This is a genomic window from Polaribacter marinus (genome assembly GCF_022662535.1).
GTDB lineage: Bacteria > Bacteroidota > Bacteroidia > Flavobacteriales > Flavobacteriaceae > Polaribacter > Polaribacter marinus.
This window is the reverse complement of sequence record NZ_JAKQYM010000007.1, coordinates 84,158-101,787: the sequence shown is the minus strand read 5'-3', so window position 1 is coordinate 101,787 and position 17,630 is coordinate 84,158. Positions and strand designations below refer to the sequence as shown.

General features: G+C 29.4%; 16 protein-coding genes and 1 pseudogene. 12 read left to right on the top strand and 5 right to left on the bottom strand.

The genetic code is table 11. The annotated features are described in order from the left end of the window. Window positions 1-5: 5 nt before the first annotated feature. Both MC378_RS10690 and MC378_RS10685 read right to left on the bottom strand, forming a co-directional pair. A complete protein-coding gene (locus MC378_RS10690) occupies window positions 6-626 on the bottom strand; it encodes a hypothetical protein (protein ID WP_242178759.1) in 621 nt (206 codons plus the stop codon). Beyond that, a complete protein-coding gene (locus tag MC378_RS10685) occupies window positions 623-1,576 on the bottom strand; it encodes a PhoH family protein (protein ID WP_242178758.1) in 954 nt (317 codons plus the stop codon). Before MC378_RS10685 ends, MC378_RS10690 begins: the two co-directional genes overlap by 4 nt. A 128-nt stretch (window positions 1,577-1,704) precedes the next feature. Between MC378_RS10685 and MC378_RS10680 the strand changes: the two genes are divergently transcribed. From MC378_RS10680 to gldG, 5 genes are read left to right on the top strand one after another with little or no spacing between them, the layout of a single operon-like run. Beyond that, complete coding sequence (locus tag MC378_RS10680; protein ID WP_242178757.1) at window positions 1,705-2,565, top strand: SAM hydrolase/SAM-dependent halogenase family protein; 861 nt, start codon at window positions 1,705-1,707, stop codon at window positions 2,563-2,565. A gap of 3 nt (window positions 2,566-2,568) precedes the next feature. Further along, window positions 2,569-2,865, top strand: coding sequence for a putative quinol monooxygenase (locus tag MC378_RS10675; RefSeq protein ID WP_242178756.1), 297 nt, complete (start codon window positions 2,569-2,571; stop codon window positions 2,863-2,865). 24 nt (window positions 2,866-2,889) lie between these two features. Beyond that, on the top strand, window positions 2,890-3,441 hold the full coding sequence (locus MC378_RS10670) for a GNAT family N-acetyltransferase (protein WP_242178755.1): 552 nt from the start codon (window positions 2,890-2,892) through the stop codon (window positions 3,439-3,441). A gap of 21 nt (window positions 3,442-3,462) precedes the next feature. Next, entirely contained in the window at window positions 3,463-4,182 is a 720-nt protein-coding gene (gldF, locus tag MC378_RS10665; RefSeq protein WP_242178754.1) for a gliding motility-associated ABC transporter permease subunit GldF, read from the top strand. Further along, the gene (gene gldG, locus MC378_RS10660; protein WP_242178753.1) at window positions 4,175-5,818 is read left to right on the top strand and encodes a gliding motility-associated ABC transporter substrate-binding protein GldG; all 1,644 of its coding nucleotides are present in this window, start codon (window positions 4,175-4,177) and stop codon (window positions 5,816-5,818) included. Before gldF ends, gldG begins: the two co-directional genes overlap by 8 nt. A gap of 82 nt (window positions 5,819-5,900) precedes the next feature. On the opposite strand, the gene MC378_RS10655 is transcribed toward gldG, so the two are convergent. Further along, the gene (locus MC378_RS10655) at window positions 5,901-6,662 is read right to left on the bottom strand and encodes a Rossmann-fold NAD(P)-binding domain-containing protein (RefSeq protein ID WP_242178752.1); all 762 of its coding nucleotides are present in this window, start codon (window positions 6,660-6,662) and stop codon (window positions 5,901-5,903) included. Window positions 6,663-6,825: 163 nt separating this feature from the next. Between MC378_RS10655 and MC378_RS10650 the strand changes: the two genes are divergently transcribed. Continuing rightward, entirely contained in the window at window positions 6,826-7,350 is a 525-nt protein-coding gene (locus tag MC378_RS10650; protein WP_242178751.1) for a DUF2911 domain-containing protein, read from the top strand. A 154-nt stretch (window positions 7,351-7,504) separates the two neighbouring features. After that, complete coding sequence (locus MC378_RS10645; protein ID WP_242178750.1) at window positions 7,505-8,011, top strand: hypothetical protein; 507 nt, start codon at window positions 7,505-7,507, stop codon at window positions 8,009-8,011. Here MC378_RS10645 and MC378_RS10640 read toward each other — a convergent pair. Both MC378_RS10640 and MC378_RS10635 read right to left on the bottom strand, forming a co-directional pair. Continuing rightward, window positions 8,008-9,735, bottom strand: coding sequence for a sodium:solute symporter family protein (locus MC378_RS10640; protein ID WP_242178749.1), 1,728 nt, complete (start codon window positions 9,733-9,735; stop codon window positions 8,008-8,010). The two genes, MC378_RS10645 and MC378_RS10640, sit on opposite strands and share 4 nt — an antisense overlap. A 226-nt stretch (window positions 9,736-9,961) precedes the next feature. Next, window positions 9,962-12,461, bottom strand: a pseudogene (locus tag MC378_RS10635) (PIG-L family deacetylase). 269 nt (window positions 12,462-12,730) lie between these two features. On the opposite strand from MC378_RS10635, the gene dnaN reads away from it, so the two are divergent. From dnaN to MC378_RS10610, 5 genes are all read left to right on the top strand, one after another. After that, window positions 12,731-13,849, top strand: a complete 1,119-nt coding sequence (dnaN, locus tag MC378_RS10630) for a DNA polymerase III subunit beta (RefSeq protein WP_242178748.1) — start codon at window positions 12,731-12,733, stop codon at window positions 13,847-13,849. Window positions 13,850-13,955: 106 nt separating this feature from the next. Continuing rightward, complete coding sequence (locus MC378_RS10625; protein ID WP_242178747.1) at window positions 13,956-14,555, top strand: acyl carrier protein phosphodiesterase; 600 nt, start codon at window positions 13,956-13,958, stop codon at window positions 14,553-14,555. A 2-nt stretch (window positions 14,556-14,557) separates the two neighbouring features. Next, complete coding sequence (ggt, locus tag MC378_RS10620) at window positions 14,558-16,249, top strand: gamma-glutamyltransferase (RefSeq protein WP_242178746.1); 1,692 nt, start codon at window positions 14,558-14,560, stop codon at window positions 16,247-16,249. Window positions 16,250-16,311: 62 nt separating this feature from the next. Then, window positions 16,312-16,731 (top strand): VOC family protein, encoded by a 420-nt coding sequence (locus tag MC378_RS10615; protein ID WP_242178745.1) that lies wholly within the window; start codon window positions 16,312-16,314, stop codon window positions 16,729-16,731. Continuing rightward, on the top strand, window positions 16,731-17,594 hold the full coding sequence (locus MC378_RS10610; protein WP_242178744.1) for an RluA family pseudouridine synthase: 864 nt from the start codon (window positions 16,731-16,733) through the stop codon (window positions 17,592-17,594). The genes MC378_RS10615 and MC378_RS10610 overlap by 1 nt, the downstream gene beginning before the upstream one ends. Window positions 17,595-17,630 lie beyond the last annotated feature (36 nt).

The window sequence follows — 17,630 nt, the reverse complement described above, 5'->3', positions numbered from 1 at the left end:
AAAAGTTATTTTTTCTTCTTTTTTAAACGTTTTATTTGCTTTAAATTATCTGAAATTGGGGTAGCTGTTATCTCTGTTTCTCCAGGAATAAAATAAAAGAAATAAGCAGAATTTTGACCAATTTTTCTAACATCTAATTTTTCATTGTTTTTAAAAACAAGCGTATAATTTGGACTGATTTCTTTAGTTTGATATTTATGTTTCATTCCTAGTCCCATTCCTGTTCTCATTGAAACAAAAAGTAAGAAAAATAAAATCATTAACCCCGGTATTAAGTTTTTCTTATCTTCTAACTTTTCATACCTTTTATCCCATTTTTTGATATTATATATTTTTTGATACCATTTTTTAACTCTTAGATATTTATACAATTTTGGCATCCATCTTGTAAAATACAGATACATTAAACCAAACATAAATATTAAGAAAAATGATAAAACCCAATTATTAGCTAATAAACTTAAAGGAGAGATTAACGCATCTAAAATTGTTGTATAATTCAAATAAGAAACACCAAATATCCCATAAAAAATTGCATCGCTTACAATTCCTAAAATAATTAAATACAAATAACCAATGTAAAAATAATCTTGTAAATCTAATTTCTCTTTTGTTATTTTTATCATTCTGTTTCTATGCTTTTATAGGCACCAATAATTTTTCTTACCAATTTATGCCTTACCACATCTTTATCATCTAAATATACTTGTGCAATTCCTTCAATATCTTTTAAAGCAAGTAAAGATTCTTTTAATCCTGAGACTTGTTTTCTAGGTAAATCTATTTGTCCAGGATCACCAGTAATAATAAATTTTGCACTTTTCCCCATTCTTGTTAAGAACATTTTCATTTGATTGTGGGTTGTATTTTGTGCTTCATCTAAAATTACAAATGCATTGTCTAAAGTTCTACCACGCATAAAAGCCAAAGGTGCAATTTGAATAACTCCTTTTTCTAAATATGATTCTAATTTTTCATGAGGTATCATATCTCTTAATCCATCGTACAAGGGTTGCATATAAGGATCTAACTTCTCTTTTAAATCACCGGGAAGAAATCCTAGATTCTCTCCAGATTCTACAGCGGGTCTGGTTAATATGATTCGCCTAACTTCTTTTTCTTTCAAAGCTTTTACAGCCAAAGCTACAGCGGTATATGTTTTTCCTGTTCCCGCTGGTCCTACGGCAAAAAGCATATCGTTTTTTCCCATCAAAGAAACCATTTTACGTTGATTATCTGTCTGAGCTTTTATCAACTTTCCGCCTACACCATGAACTAAAACATCTTTTGCTTTTTTAGAAGCAATTGTTTTTTCTTCATTTCCGTTTGAAGTTAAAATGCGTTCAACACTATTTTCGTCTAACTTATTATAACGATTGAAATACTTTATCAAACGTTCTAAACGGATTTCAAAATCATCTAAAAGTTCTGCTTCTCCGTAGATCTTTAATTTTGAGCCTCTAGCTACAATTTTGATTTTAGGAAAATATCTTTTTAGTTGCTCAATTGTACTATTTTGAGCGCCAAAGAAATCTTTTGGGCTTATTTCCGTTAACTCGATTATGCGTTCGTTCAAATGTTTATTTTTTATAAATTGATCACAATTATATTTCAACTAAAAATAGCGAATAAATTTTCTAAAATGATTAGATTTGCGTAAAATAGTTAACAACTTTTACACAATTAATTAACAGCCATCTTTTAATGTCTTTTATTACTTTAACAACAGATTTTGGAACCAAAGACCACTTTGTTGGCGCTGTAAAAGGAGCTATTTACTCAGAGCTTTCTGATGCTAAAATTGTAGACATTACACATGAAATTTCTCCTTTTAACATTACCGAAACAGCATATATTTTAAAAAATTCTTATAAGAGTTTTCCGGACGGAACCATACACATTGTTGGGGTTGACTCTGAATTGAGTGAAGACAACAAGCACATTGCAATCGAATTAGATAATCATTTTTTTGTTTGTCCTGATAATGGATTAATTTCTATGATTGCATCAGAAATTCAGCCTACTAAAATTGTAGAAATTAATATTCATGATAGAATAGAGAGTAGTTTTCCTGTGTTAGATGTTTTTGTACAAGTTGCTTGTTTTATTGCCAGAGGAGGAAATTTAACAGTTATAGGAAAAGAAATTTTTGACTTTAAGAAAATTATAGAAATCCAACCAAAAGTAAATCAACAACAAAATCAAATTATTGGAGGTATTGTTTATATTGATAATTACGGAAATGTAATTACCAACATTAGTCATAAAATGTTTAAAGAAATTGGCAAAGGAAGAGATTTTGTAGTCAATGCTAGAAATCATTCTTTTTCTAAAATATTCACAAAATATAATGAAGTTGCTAGCAACAGTTCTTATACCAACCAACAATATGAAGGGCATAAATTAGCACTTTTTAATTCTGCTGGTTATTTAGAAATTGCTATTTACAGAAGCAATTTAGATACCGTTGGAGGAGCATCAACTTTATTAGGGTTAGGTTATAGAGACTCCATTATTATTGATTTTATTACAGAACCTAAAAAAGAATTTACATCTTTAAATTAATATATGTTTGTACGAATTGTAAAAATGAGTTTTCACTCAAAACACATCGAAGAATTTTCATCAATCTTTGAGGCAAAAAAAGAATTCATCAGAGCATCTCAAGGATGTAATTTATTAGAACTTTATCAAGATAAAAATAATCCTGAAATCTTTTTTACTTATTCTTATTGGGAAAATGAAAGTGATTTAGAAAATTATAAAAACTCAGCTCTTTTTAAAGATGTTTGGGCAAAAACTAAGGCTTTATTCAACAATAAACCAGAAGCTTGGAGTGTTGATAAAAAAATAAGTTTACAATAAAAAATTAAAACAAAACAGTATTAAATGAATTTCGATTTTACTATTTTCCCTATTTTAGAAACAGAAAGGCTAACCCTAAGAGCTTTAAATTTAGACGATGCAAAAGCCATTTTTGGATTAAGAACAAATAAAAGTGTAAACACGTTTATAAAACGAGACATACCCAAAAACCTTTCAGAAGCTAGAGCTTTTATAGATCAAATTTCTAATTTAGTTAGTACTAATAGTGGCATATTTTGGGTTATAGAGTCAAAACAAAATAAAGAGTTAATTGGAACTGTTGGTTTACGTAATTTTAGAATCGAAGAAAAAGATGCTGAAATTGGCTACGAATTACATCCAAACTACCAAGAAAAAGGTTTTATGACTGAAACACTCAAAGAAGTTGTTAATTTTGGTTTTAAAAACCTTGGATTAAAAACAATTGAAGCTTTTACGCACAAAAATAATATGGCTTCTATTGCGTTGTTAGAGAAACAAGATTTTGTTTTTCAACCAGAAAGAAAAGATGAAGGATTTGATGATAATAGAATTTATTCTTTAGCAGTTATCAAAAATCAAATCGCTACAACTTAGAAACTATTTAAAAAATAAACATTGATAGCAATATTAAAAAAAGAATTTAACTCATTTTTTGCAAGCCCAATTGCCTACTTAGTCATTGGCATTTTTTTGTTGGTAAATGGTTTGTTTCTATGGGTCTTTAAAGACGATTACAATATTTTAAACGCTGGTTTTGCAGATATAAATCCATTTTTCTTTTTAGCCCCTTGGGTCTTTATATTTTTGATTCCTGCCATTACCATGAAAAGTTTTGCAGATGAATTTAACAGTGGAACCATAGAGCTCTTAAAAACAAAACCTCTTTCTAATTGGCAAATTGTTTTAGGTAAATTTTGGGCATCTCTTTTATTAATTGTCGTCGCTTTAATTCCAACTTTTACATATGTATATACTGTATATCAATTAGGAAACCCAATTGGAAATTTAGATTTTGGTAGTACAATTGGCTCATATATTGGTTTGTTATTTTTAGCATCAACATATACGGCTGTAGGTTTATTTACATCAACATTATCAAAAAATCAAATTGTAGCTTTTATTTTAGGTGTGTTTATCACTTTTATCTTATTCTATGGATTTGATGCAATTTCTAGTTCTTTTGGGAATGATTCTATCACTATTAAAAAAATGGGAATTAATGAACATTTTAAAAGTATTTCGCGAGGAGTTATAGATACAAGAGATATCATTTACTTTTTAAGCCTAACTATTTTCTTTTTATTCATCACTAAAACACGATTAGAAAATGAATAAAAAAATAAAAAACATAATAGTTCTATTTATTGGTTTATTGATTTTAAACACTGTAAATCAATCTATTTACAAACGTTTAGATTTAACAGCTGACAAACGATACACACTTTCTAAAACCACAAATGCAATAATTTCTAAGGTTGATAAAACTTTATTTATTACGGTATATCTAGAAGGTGATTTTCCATCAGAATTTAAAAGATTACAAATTGAAACAAGTCAGTTTTTAGAAGAATTAGCCGCTAAAAATTCAAACTTAAAAATTCAATTTCAAAACCCAAACAATCAACGAGAAGAGCTGATTAAAAAAGGAATGATGCCAAGTCAGTTAACTGTTGAAGAAGACGGGAAACTATCTGAAGCAATTATTTTTCCATGGGCAGAAATCAATTTTGGAAAAAAAACCACTATTGTTTCTTTGCTTCCTTCTGCAATTGTTGCATCACAAGAAGAACAGTTACAAAAAGCCATAGAGAATTTAGAATACAGTTTTTCTAATGCCATCAATTCTGTTACTCAAAAAAATCAAAAAAGAGTTGCAGTTATTACCGGAAATGGAGAATTACAAGATATTTATCAATATAGTTTTTTAAGTGAAGTTGCTAAAAAATACAGATTGGCAAAATTTACCTTAGATTCCGTAGCCACAAATCCACAGCAAACTTTAAAAGATTTAACTTCTTTAGACTTGGCAATTATTGCAAAACCTACAGAGAAATTTACAGCAAAAGAAAAGTTTGTTTTAGACCAGTTTATAGCCAACGGAGGAAAAACCTTGTGGATGCTAGATAATGTACAAGCAGACCAAGATAGTCTGTTTAATAACGGAAGAATGCTGGCTTATCCTAGAGATTTAAATTTAACAGATTTATTGTTTTCTTATGGAATTCGAATCAATTCTACCTTAATCAAAGATTTATATTCTGCAAAAATTTCTTTGGCAACAGGAACTGTTGGTAATCAAACTCAGTTTCAAAACTTAGATTGGTTTTTTCACCCATTAGTAGGTGGAAACAAAAATAGTGCAATTACAAAAAATGTTGCTCCAGTAAGATTACAGTTTACCAATCAAATAGATACATTAAAAAACAACATTAAAAAAACACCTTTACTAGTGAGTTCTTCATTAACACAAAAAATAGGAACTCCAAGTTTTATAGAATTGCAATCTATTGCTGAAGAACCTGTAGAAACAGATTATGTAAGTGGACATCAGTTATTTGCTGTATTATTAGAAGGCGATTTTAACTCGGCATATAAAAACCGTGTAAAACCTTTTGAAACATCGCTTTTTAAAGAAAACGCTACCAATAATAAAATGATTGTAGTTGCTGATGGTGATGTGGGAAAAAATCAAATTTTAAAAGGAAAACCAACAGATCTATCTAGAGATAAATGGACCAATGAAGAATTTGGTAATAAAGATTTTTTATTGAATTCTGTGGATTATTTATTAGATGATGTTGGCTTGATGGAACTAAGAAATAAAACTTTAAAAATCAATATATTAGATAAGCAAAAAGCCTTTAAAGAGCGTACTTATTGGCAGTTTTTAAATATCGGATTACCGTTAATTTTATTATTTTCTTTCGGAGTAATTTTTAATTATTTAAGAAAAAGAAAATACACTAAGTAATTTTTTTTACAAACATTGCCCCAAAATAATAGACATTGATTAACCGCTTAAAAAAGCACTTTGTAAAATGATTTCTATTTACTTATATACTTAGCATATCATCATGAATAAAAGTATAACCTAAAACATCTTGTACTTTTTTAGAGCTGATAATCTTCCATTTATACATTTCGTTTTCTTCAAATTCTGGAAGCTCTAAATCGTTACTTAATTTTGCTATTGTATAGAATTCTCTTCTTGTAGGATGGTGATTAGAACAGGCATTAAAAGTTTGATTCCAACAATTTTGATCAATAATTTCATGAATAATTTCAATGCAATCTTCTTTATGAATCAGGTTAACAAACCCTTTTGGTTGCGGAATTTTTCGTTTGTTCTTAAACCAGCTTGAAGGATGTCTTTCATCCCCAAACAAACCTGCAAAACGAATAATTGTAGTTTCGAAAAAAGTGTTTACTCTAAACAGATTTTCAATTTCTGTTAACGGAGTATTTAAAACTTCATCTTCTTCTGTCATTACTTTGTTTAAACTTCCATAAACCGAAGTTGATGAAATAAAGATTACTTTTTGTATAGATGAGTTTTCTATTTGTGAAATTAAATTTTCAAAACCATCAATGTCTTTAGAGGTAATTGCAATGATTAAAATATCTGAATTTAGAAATTCATCAAACTCTTCAAAAGAAGCAATATCAATTATAAAAGGCACAATACCATTGATTTCTAACAAATCCAATTTCTCTTCTGATGTAGTAGATCCTTTTACAATAAAGCCTTCATTTAACAATGAAACAGCCAAAGATTTCCCTAACCAACCACAACCTAAAACACTTATGTTTTTCATAGAAACAATTGTACTCTTTTATTAATTTACAAGAAATAACAAACCTATTTCTTGGTATTTTTAAAAATTAAAGACAAAGATACATTGCTTTATTTTAAGGTTTTGTTAACAATTGTCATTTTTTGAAATCGTAATTTTATCAAAACTAAAAACGAAGAAAACCATGAAAAAATTATTATTAAGCTTATTTGTTGTAGCCATTACTTTTACCACAACAGCTCAAAAAAAACCTAAAGCAAGTCCATATTCTAAGATTATACAAACGGTAGGTTTTACAGATGTAACGGTAGAATTTTCTAGACCAGGAATGAAAGGAAGAGCTATTTTTGGAGATTTAGTTCCTTATGGAAAAGTATGGAGAACAGGTGCTAATGAAAACACTAAAATTACTTTTAGCAAAGATGTTACTGTTGGCGGAAAAAAATTAAAAGCAGGAACTTATGCTTTATATACAATTCCAAATAAAGAATCTTGGGATGTGATTTTTTACTCTGACGCAACAAATTGGGGAAATCCAAAAAAATGGGATGAAAGTAAAGTAGCTCTTAAAGTTTCTGCTCAAGTACAAGAAATGCCTGTAAAAATTGAAACCTTTACAATTACTTTTGATGATTTAAAAAACACATCGGCTGCCTTAGGCTTACTTTGGGAAAATGTATACGTAGGTGTACAATTTGATGTAGAATAATAAATTGACCAAACGAAACTAATTAAAAATCTCAAGTAAATTCTTGAGATTTTTTTTGCTCTAAAGATTACCTATTAAACACAAAAAAGATAACTTGGCTACATATACTCTTACTTTGTAAAATCAAATCTTTAAATTCTAAAATTAAGTCAAATTGAAAGTTCTAAATATTCATAAACGTATCGTAAATCAACCTAAAAATAAAGTAACAGAAATACTAAAAACCTTATCCTTATCAAATGACAAAATATGGCCTAAAGAAAATTGGCCAGAAATGAAATTTAATGGTGGAATTAAAGTTGGAGCAAAAGGTGGACACGGACCAATTAGGTATAAGGTAGAAATACATAATCCAGCAAAAGTTATTCTATTTCGATTTTCTAAACCTGTCGGATTTAACGGGATTCATAAATTCGAAATAAACGAATCCGAAAAAAATAAAACAGAAATTAAGCATACAATTGACATGCATGCAAAAGGAAAAGGATTATTAATATGGATCTTTGTTATTCGTCCTCTACACAATGCTTTGATTGAAGATGCATTTGACAAATTAGAAAATAACTTCTCAGAAAACAAAAAAGCAACAAAATGGAATACTTGGGTTAAATTTCTTCAAAAAAAATTACGAAACAAAGAAAAAATTAAACCCAATATTTAATGGCCCCCTATCGTATCTAAATCATCTATCTTTTCTTTTTTTGTAGGGAAAATAGTCTGAATAAAAATTGCGATTCCCATTACTAAAGCACATCCTAATAAATTTAGCCATAAATATGGTAACCAATCTAAAAGAAAAACCCCTATAATTAAAGCTTGCGTAATTAAAGCGGCCACAAAAACAGCATTTCCTTTTACAAATTTAATAAAGAAAGCAAGTAAGAAAATACCCAAAACATTTCCGTAAAAAATAGATCCAATAATGTTTACAAGCTGAATTAAATTGTCAACTAAATTAGCCACACAAGCCACAGAAATAGCTATAATACCCCATAACAAGGTAAACCATTTTGATGCTTTTACATAATGCGCTTCACTTTTTTCTTCACTCACATTGCGTTTATACAAGTCTATTGCTGTTGTACTTGCTAAGGCATTTAATTCTGATGCTGTAGATGACATTGCTGCGGATAAAATTACGGCTAACAAAAGTCCAATCAATCCTCTTGGTAAATTGTTTAAAATAAAGTGAATAAACACATAGTCTTTATCGTTAGACTCAATCTTCTTTAAGGAATTCTGTTCATCAACCTGTTTAATAATTTTTTTAGCAGATGCCTTTAATGCTAAATCTTTTGCATTTAAAGATTGAATTTTTGCTTTCTCTTCAATTTGAAATCCGTCAGAAAACAACAGTCTTTTATCATTTTCTATTTTAATATGTTCTTTTTCTAATTCTTGATATTCTGTAACAAATGTTGATTTTTGAACCGCTTCATTTGCTGTAGGATTAAAGTTTAAAGGAGAGGCATTAAATTGATAAAAAACAAACACCATTACACCAATCAACAAAATAAAAAACTGCATTGGCACCTTTAACAATCCGTTAAAAATCAAACCAAGCTGACTCTCTCTAACAGACTTACCAGATAAATAACGCTGTACCTGACTTTGATCTGTTCCAAAATAAGATAACATTAAAAAAGTTCCTCCTAAAATCCCTGTCCAAACAGTGTATCTATTACTTAAATCGAAAGAAAAATCTAATACTTGCATTTTATCACTTGCACCAGCAATTTCTAAGGCATTGGTAAACGTAATGTTTTCAGGAAGCTTACTCATAATCATAAAAAAAGCAATAAGCATTCCTATAAAAATAATAATCATTTGTTGTTTTTGAGTTACGTTCACAGCTTTTGTTCCTCCAGAAACCGTGTAAATAATGACTAAAAAACCAATAATAATATTTAGTGTTAATAAATCCCAATCTAACACAGCGCTTAAAATAATTGCAGGAGCAAAAATGGTAATTCCTGCTGCCAATCCTCTTTGAATTAAAAATAAAATTGCGGCTAAACTTCTGGTTTTTAAATCAAATCTCCCTTCTAAAAACTCGTATGCTGTATACACTTTTAACTTGTGATAAATAGGAATAAAAACCACACAAATAATTACCATGGCAATAGGCAAACCAAAGTAAAATTGTACAAATCCCATACCACTATGAAATGCTTGTCCTGGTGTTGATAAAAAAGTTATGGCACTGGCTTGTGTTGCCATTACAGACAAACCAATGGTCCACCATTTTGAGTCGCTACCCCCTTTTATATAATCAGTAACATTATCATTTTTTCGAGTAACATATGTACCGTAAGCAACAATAAAAATTAAAGTTACAGATAAAACAATCCAATCTACAGCGTGTAATTTGCTTTCTATTTCCATGAATTAAACTGTAAAATAATTTGTAATAAAATAAAATGCAATAATATATATCGCATTAGCTATTAAAACCAATGAATACTCTTTTTTCCAACGATATTTTTGTCCTTTCATTTTATTTATTTTTTTTTAAAGCTATTTCCTGCTTTCACTACTCGCTTTTTTCATTCCTCAAAAGAGCTCAAACAGGCCGTTCAATCAGGGCTAAACTTGTTTGCTAACTTTTATCCTATTTTGAAACTTCTTTTCCAACAGATAGCATATTTGCAAATAATTTATAAGCTCCAGAAACTCCCGCAGGCAATTCTCTAAAGAAACTTAAGCCTGTATATATGTAATTTCCTTTTCCGTATTTTGCTATTAGCAAACTTCCTTTTTTAGCTTCTTCTCCCTTATCGTGCATAGATAAAACGGAGGTAAAAGCAGCATCCCAAGAGTTAGGAAAATACAAACCTCTTTCTTGCACCCAACCATTAAAATCTTCATTGTTTATTTTGTTCGGAAAATTTAACAGCGAGTTTTCTTTATCTAAAATTTGTACCTCTGCAAACTCATCTGTAACTCTATCTCTTGATAAGTTTAAATTATAAGGTGCAGCCACGTCCACATTTCTATTGGTGTTGTATTGCACAATCATGTTCCCTCCTTTTGCAACAAATTCTAGTAAGTATTTTTGTTTAAACTTTAATTCTTTTACCACATTATAAGCTCTAATTCCAACTACAATTGCATCGAATTTAAGCAAATTTTTGGCATTAATTTCTAATGGATTAATCAACTCAACTTTATAACCAATCTGTTTTAAACTTTCCGGAACCAAATCTCCAGCACCTTTTATGTAACCAATATAATCTCCTGCTTTTTTAATGTCCAACCGAACAATTTTTGCTTCAGAATTTAATAAAACAGATTGCTTAGGAATGTGCTTATAATTGATTTCCATTAACTCTTTAGTATAGGTTTTACCATTAGAAGTTGCCATAACTTCTAATTTTCCTTCCGCTGAATTTCTAGGAGGAGTTACAAAAAACGCTACCGTTTGTTTATCATTCTTTTGAAAAATATCAAAAGAAATTTCTTTAGGAGAAACCTCCCAATTCGTTGGTGCTTTTAAACTTACTTTTCCTTGAACATTGTTAGCTCCTGCTCTAACTTCAACCAAAACTTTTTTTACAACATTGTCCGAAAAAATAATTACTTTATCTTTAAGTTTAGTAGTAATTAAAGGTAAGATTTCAAAAGGCTCATAAATTTCTCCTTTATCTCTTTCTGCATATCTTCTCACCACATTTTTGGTAAATGAAATTGGCAAGCCATTAATTAATAAATCATATTGAATCTTAACTGTTTTTTGATTTCTTGGTTTTCCAATATCTAACTGATTTTTGACATCATACATTCCTAAACTCCAATTATTTTTTAACCAATAAGGACTTGTATAATCATATTTCCCAATAATAATATTAGATGTATAATTAAATTTCTTATTTCTAACTAAAGCTACATCTGAAGCTATTATTTTAGCCGTATTTGGCTCTATAATCAAGGCTATTTTTACAGGAACATCACTCCTATTTAATACCTCAAAATTTACCTTAATAGTAGAATTAGGTGTTCCTGACGAACTAATTGCTGAAGCTTCTAAATACAATCCAGCACAAGCTTCAATAACGGTTTTAATTTCTTTTTCTTTAATTTTTCTCCAATGAGAATCCTCTAATTTTTGAATTAATTGATAAGCCTCCATTAGTTTTGGTAAATGTTTAGACGGATTTACAAAATCAAAATGGTTTTCAATTTCATATAAAATATCACCAATTTCACCTCCATTTTTAAGACGGTTCCAAGTAGTATTTATCCCCGAAAAAAGATCTTTTTTATCTTTTGGTTTATCTCCTTTTAAAAACTCTAAATATTCTGTTTGATTTCCTCTTGTGGTTAACCTTCCAAAACCCTGACTTAAGTGTTGACTACTAGCAACCGAAGCCAATTCATTATTAGACAAACCTTTTAAGGGATAGTATCTTCCTACATCAAGCGAGGTTAACTTACCTTTTGTAGCATTATTAAAATCAGATTCATTTTTATAAAACCATGAAGATGTATTCAAAAACAATCTTTTGGCTTGCCATAAATCGGTTTGGCTAAGTTGCCTTGAAAATTCATTTTTTTTTTGCAGATAAATCAAAAGCTTCTACACTTAATATTGCAGAACTTGTATGATGACCATGTGTAGTACCTGGCGTTCTAGAATCAAATCTGTTAATAATTACATCAGGTTTAAACGTTCTAATAGCCCAAACAACATCACTTAAAACCTCATTTTTATTCCAAATTTTTAAAGTTTCATTGGGATGTTTAGAATAACCAAAATCATTGGCTCTTGTAAACATTTGTTCGCCTCCATCCACTCTTCTTGCAGCTAATAGTTCTTGTGTTCTAATAACACCTAGTAGTTCTCTAATTTCTGGGCCAATTAAATTCTGACCACCATCACCTCTTGTCAGTGATAAATAACCAGTTCTAGCATGTATCTGGTTTGATAAATAAGCAATTAAACGTGTGTTCTCATCATCTGGATGTGCAGCAATATATAAAACAGATCCTAAAAAATTTAATTTTTGAATTTTCTCATAAATCTGATTTGAGGTTAATTTTTGAGGTTTCTGAGCAAATATTGAAATTGAAATCAATAAAAACATTACTATAGAAAGTGAAAATTTCTTCATATTTTAAAATTAATCAATGCTTATATAGGTTGATAAAATCGAGTTTTCAATAAAATCTCTCACTTTTTTTTTAATATACAGTAGTACTAAAAATGATACTTTATCGTTAAAAACAAATGTAGTTTTTTATAAGGAAAATTAAAGTTTGTTAACATAATTATAACGTTTCTAAATTCGTTAACAAAAACAGTTATAAGCTGTTAATAAAATAATTTTCAAAGTCACATTTTTAGAATATATTTGTAAATCAAATTAAGAAAACAAATTACATGAAATTTATTGTATCAAGTTCGCAATTATTAAAGCAATTACAAGTTTTAGGCGGCGTTATAAATAGCAACAATACCTTACCAATTTTAGACAATTTTTTGTTTGAATTATCAGAAAATCAGCTAAAAGTTTCTGCTTCAGATTTAGAAACAACAATGAGTTCTGTAGTAGATGTAGAAAGTGACAGTTCTGGTTCTATTGCTGTTTCTGCACGTTTATTACTAGATACTTTAAAAACTTTTCCAGATCAACCTTTAACCTTTAAAACGGAAGGAGATAACACTATTGAAATTAGTTCTGATCAAGGAAAGTATGATATGGCTTATTTTGGAGGAGAAGAATTTCCAAAAGCAGTTTCTTTACCTTCACCAAGCAAAACAATAGTTCCTGCAAGTGTTTTAGGAACGGCGATCTCTAAAACAATATTTGCTGCCGGAAACGACGATTTACGACCTGTAATGAGTGGGGTTTTCTTTCAATTTAGCTCTCAAAGCTTAACTTTTGTAGCAACTGATGCTCATAAATTGGTAAAATATTCTAGAACTGATGTTACTGCAGACCAAACAGCAGAATTCATTATGCCTAAGAAACCTTTAAATTTATTAAAAGGAATTTTAGGGGGTTCTGATAGTGAAGTAACCATTGAATATAATGATGCAAATGCAAAGTTTACATTTGACAATATAGTTTTAGTTTGTCGTTTAATTGATGGAAAATATCCTAATTACGAAGCTGTAATCCCAAAAGAAAATCCAAATAAATTAACTGTTGATAGAGCTTCTTTCTTAAATTCTGTTAGACGTGTTTCTATTTTCTCTAGTAAGACAACGCATCAAATTCGTTTAAAAATGGCGGGTACAGAACTAAATATTTCTGCAGAAGATTTAGATTTTGCTAACAAAGCAGATGAACGTTTAAGTTGCGATTATCAGGGTGATGATATGCAAATAGGCTTTAATTCTCGTTTTTTAAGTGAAATGTTAAACAACTTAAATTCTAACGAAGTTTTAATAGAAATGTCTTTACCAAACAGAGCAGGAATTTTAACTCCTATTGATGGTACTGACGAAGGTGAACAAGTTACTATGTTAGTAATGCCTGTAATGTTAAATAGTTAAAAATAATTATAACACATACACTGAACTTAAATTCAGTAAAGTATAAATCTCATAAAAGCTTTAAAACCACAATTAAAAATTGTGGTTTTTTGTTTACATTTATCAAATGAATTTCCTTGCTCATTTATATTTATCACAAAACAACACCAATATTATGATTGGTAATTTTATTGCAGATCATATTAGAGGCAATAACTATAAAGGTTTTTCTAAAGAAATACAGCAAGGAATCTTCTTACACAGAGAAATAGATACTTTTACAGATGCCCATGAAATTGTTAGAAAAAGTAAACGACGATTACATGAAAGATACAGACATTATGATGGTGTAATCATAGACATATTTTACGACTACTATTTAGCTAAAAATTGGAGTAAGTATTCCGAAATTCCTTTAGACATTTATACTAAATCTATCTACAAATTATTTAAAGAAAAAGCCCCAGAACTCCCTTTAAAGTCTCAAAAATTTATCAAATATATGATTGAATACAATATCCTTTTCAATTATCAATTTGAAGATGGAATTGAAAAAGTCTTAAAAGGCATGAACCAAAGAACAAAAGGAAAGTCTCAAATGAATTTAGCCATAGAGGATTTAAAAAACTTAAAGAACGAATTTGAAGAAGATTTTACAATTTTCTTTGAAGATTTACGTAACTTTTCCAACCAAAAAATATTAGAAATTAGCCAATCAAATTTATAATCATGAAAAAAACTTTTTTACTAATTGCAGTTTCAGCATTATTATTCAATTGCAAAACACCAGAAAAAAAACAGAAAATTACAGGATTAGTAACTCAAAAAGCAATGGTAGTTTCTGCCAGAGAAGAAGCTTCTAAAATTGGAGTAGAAATTCTTAAAAAAGGGGGAAATGCATTTGATGCAATGGTTGCAACAGAATTAGCTTTAGCCGTAGCCTATCCATATGCAGGAAATATTGGAGGAGGTGGTTTTATGGTGTATCGTAAAAATAATGGTGAAATTGGCGCTTTAGATTACAGAGAAAAAGCTCCTTTGGCTTCATCTAAAGATATGTATTTAGACAATGAGGGTAATGTCATTAAAGGAAAAAGCACATTAGGGGCTATGGCTGTAGGGATTCCTGGAACAATTGCAGGAGTTTTTGAAGCTCATAAAAAATATGGAACACTTCCTATTCAAGAAATACTACAACCTGTTATTGAACTAGCAAAACGCGGTGTAGTTGTTACTAAAAAACAAGAAGCAAGAATAAAAAAATACCAACCTTATTTTAAAAAGGCAAATCAATCTTTAATTCTTTTAGACAGTGTTTGGAAAGAAAATGATGTTATTAAATATCCTGCTTTGGCAGAAACATTAGAAAGAATTTCTAAAAATGGTAGAGATGAATTTTACAAAGGAGAAACAGCAGAACGTTTAGTGAAATTTATGCAAGCTAATGGAGGAATTATGACCTTAGAAGATTTAGCTAAATATGAAGCAAAATGGAGAACTCCTATTACGTTTACATATGATGACTTGAATGTCATTTCAATGTCTCCTCCTTCAAGTGGAGGAATTTGTTTGGCGCAAATTATGAATGGAATTGAACCATATGATATCGATAAATTTGGGCACAACACTACCAAAACTATTCAAATAATTACAGAAGCAGAAAGACGTGCTTATGCAGATAGAAGTTTCTTTTTAGGAGACCCTGATTTTGTAAAAATTCCTTTAAAAACGTTAATCTCTAAAGAATATACTAACGGAAGAATGGACAACTTTTCATTTGACAAGGCTACAAAATCTTCTGATGTTGCTCACGGTACTATAGAAATGGTAGAAAGCAACGAAACAACACATTACTCTATTGTAGATCAATTTGGAAATGCTGTTTCTGTTACGACAACATTAAATGGTGCATATGGTTCTAAATTATACTGTGCAGATTTAGGTTTCTTTTTAAACAATGAAATGGACGATTTCTCTAGCAAACCTGGAGTACCAAATATGTTTGGTTTAATTGGCGCAAAAGCAAATGAAATTACTCCAGAAAAAAGAATGTTAAGCTCTATGACACCTACTATTGTAGAAAAAAATGGGAAACTTTGGATGGTTGTTGGAACACCTGGGGGATCTACAATTATTACTTCCGTTTTACAAACTATCTTAAACGTACACGAATTTGGTTTTGGAATGCAAGAAGCTGTTAATCAACCACGTTTTCATCACCAATGGTTACCTGATGTTATTATGATGGAACCTAACAAGTTTGATAAAAAAATAACGGATGAGTTAAAAAAGAAAGGTTATAATATTAATGAAAAAGACGCCCCTGTTATTGGTAAAGTTGAAGGTATTTTAGTTTTATCAAACGGAAAATTAGAAGGTGGTGCAGATCCTAGAGGAGATGACAAAGCTATCGGATTTTAATAAATTGCTTATAAAATAAATAATATTAGAAACTCTACAATTTATTTTTAAAATTTTAAAAAATGATACAACCTTTCCACTTAGCAATTCCGGTACAAAATTTAGAAAAATGTAGAACTTTTTACAGAGATATTTTAAACTGTATAGAAGGCAGAAGTACAGAACAATGGGTAGATTTTAATTTCTTTGGACACCAATTGGTAATTCATCAAAAAAAAGATTTTCAGCCTACAACATCAATCACAAACCCTGTAGATGGTCATGATGTTCCTGTTCCGCATTTTGGAGTAATTTTAACCTGGGAAGATTGGCATTCTTTGGCTGATCGATTAAAAGCCCTACACACAAAATTTGAAATTGAACCCTGCATTCGATTTAAAGGAAAGGTTGGAGAACAAGCAACCATGTTTTTTAAAGATCCCGAAAACAATGCCCTAGAATTTAAAACCTTTAAAGATATGAGTCAGATTTTTGCTAAATAATGCAGTTAATAGAAACTCATATTGTACCTAAATTAGAAAAATCAATTCGCTTACAAGAGTATGCTGTTGGAATTTTTAAAATACTTCCAACAAAATCTGGGATAAAAAAAGCAATAAAAAAAGAACTGATTTTAGTAGATGGTAAAACCACTTCTACAGCTCAATTTATAAACGGAAGAGAAACAATTGAATTATTTCAACCTAAAGAAAGTGTTCCTTTTAAAAGATTTAAATTAGAGTTAGAAATTTTATTTGAAGATGACTTTTTAGCAATTATTTATAAGCCATCAGGAATATTAGTAAGCGGAAATTCTTTTGCTACAATTGATAATGCATTGCCACAAAACTTACAAAAAAGTACACAAACAGATGCCGTTCGCCCAAGACCAATTCATCGATTAGACTATCCTACAAGTGGATTGTTATTAGTAGGAAAAACCAATTCTACTATTATTTCTTTAAATAAATTGTTTGAAAAAAAAGAAATACAAAAAACTTATCACGCAATTACAATTTGCGAAATGAATTCTTTTGGTTTTATTAATTTCACTATTGATGATAAAAACGCACAAACAGAATACGAAGTCCTTAAGTCTGTCATATCAAAACGTTTTGGTTATTTAAACCTCATTCAATTAAAACCAAAAACAGGTAGAAAACACCAATTAAGAAAACACTTATTAGCAATTGGAAACCCTATTTTAGGTGACAAAGAATATTACAAAGAAAATTTAATTTTAAATGGAAAAGGTCTGTATTTACATGCTTCTTCCCTAGAATTTATTCATCCTCACACAACAGAAAAAATTACAATTACAAAAGAATTGCCTAAAAAATTTACGAAAATATTTCCAGAATTTTAACTTCAATACTATCCTCTTAAAACAAAAGTATCTTAT

Coding starts and splice junctions, on each gene's coding strand:
- MC378_RS10690 (WP_242178759.1), bottom strand. CDS start 626: ATGATAAAAATAACAAAAGAGAAATTAGATTTACAAGATTATTTTTAC.
- MC378_RS10680 (WP_242178757.1), top strand. CDS start 1,705: ATGTCTTTTATTACTTTAACAACAGATTTTGGAACCAAAGACCACTTT.
- MC378_RS10675 (WP_242178756.1), top strand. CDS start 2,569: ATGTTTGTACGAATTGTAAAAATGAGTTTTCACTCAAAACACATCGAA.
- MC378_RS10670 (WP_242178755.1), top strand. CDS start 2,890: ATGAATTTCGATTTTACTATTTTCCCTATTTTAGAAACAGAAAGGCTA.
- gldG (WP_242178753.1), top strand. CDS start 4,175: ATGAATAAAAAAATAAAAAACATAATAGTTCTATTTATTGGTTTATTG.
- MC378_RS10655 (WP_242178752.1), bottom strand. CDS start 6,662: ATGAAAAACATAAGTGTTTTAGGTTGTGGTTGGTTAGGGAAATCTTTG.
- MC378_RS10650 (WP_242178751.1), top strand. CDS start 6,826: ATGAAAAAATTATTATTAAGCTTATTTGTTGTAGCCATTACTTTTACC.
- MC378_RS10640 (WP_242178749.1), bottom strand. CDS start 9,735: ATGGAAATAGAAAGCAAATTACACGCTGTAGATTGGATTGTTTTATCT.
- dnaN (WP_242178748.1), top strand. CDS start 12,731: ATGAAATTTATTGTATCAAGTTCGCAATTATTAAAGCAATTACAAGTT.
- MC378_RS10625 (WP_242178747.1), top strand. CDS start 13,956: ATGAATTTCCTTGCTCATTTATATTTATCACAAAACAACACCAATATT.
- ggt (WP_242178746.1), top strand. CDS start 14,558: ATGAAAAAAACTTTTTTACTAATTGCAGTTTCAGCATTATTATTCAAT.
- MC378_RS10615 (WP_242178745.1), top strand. CDS start 16,312: ATGATACAACCTTTCCACTTAGCAATTCCGGTACAAAATTTAGAAAAA.
- MC378_RS10610 (WP_242178744.1), top strand. CDS start 16,731: ATGCAGTTAATAGAAACTCATATTGTACCTAAATTAGAAAAATCAATT.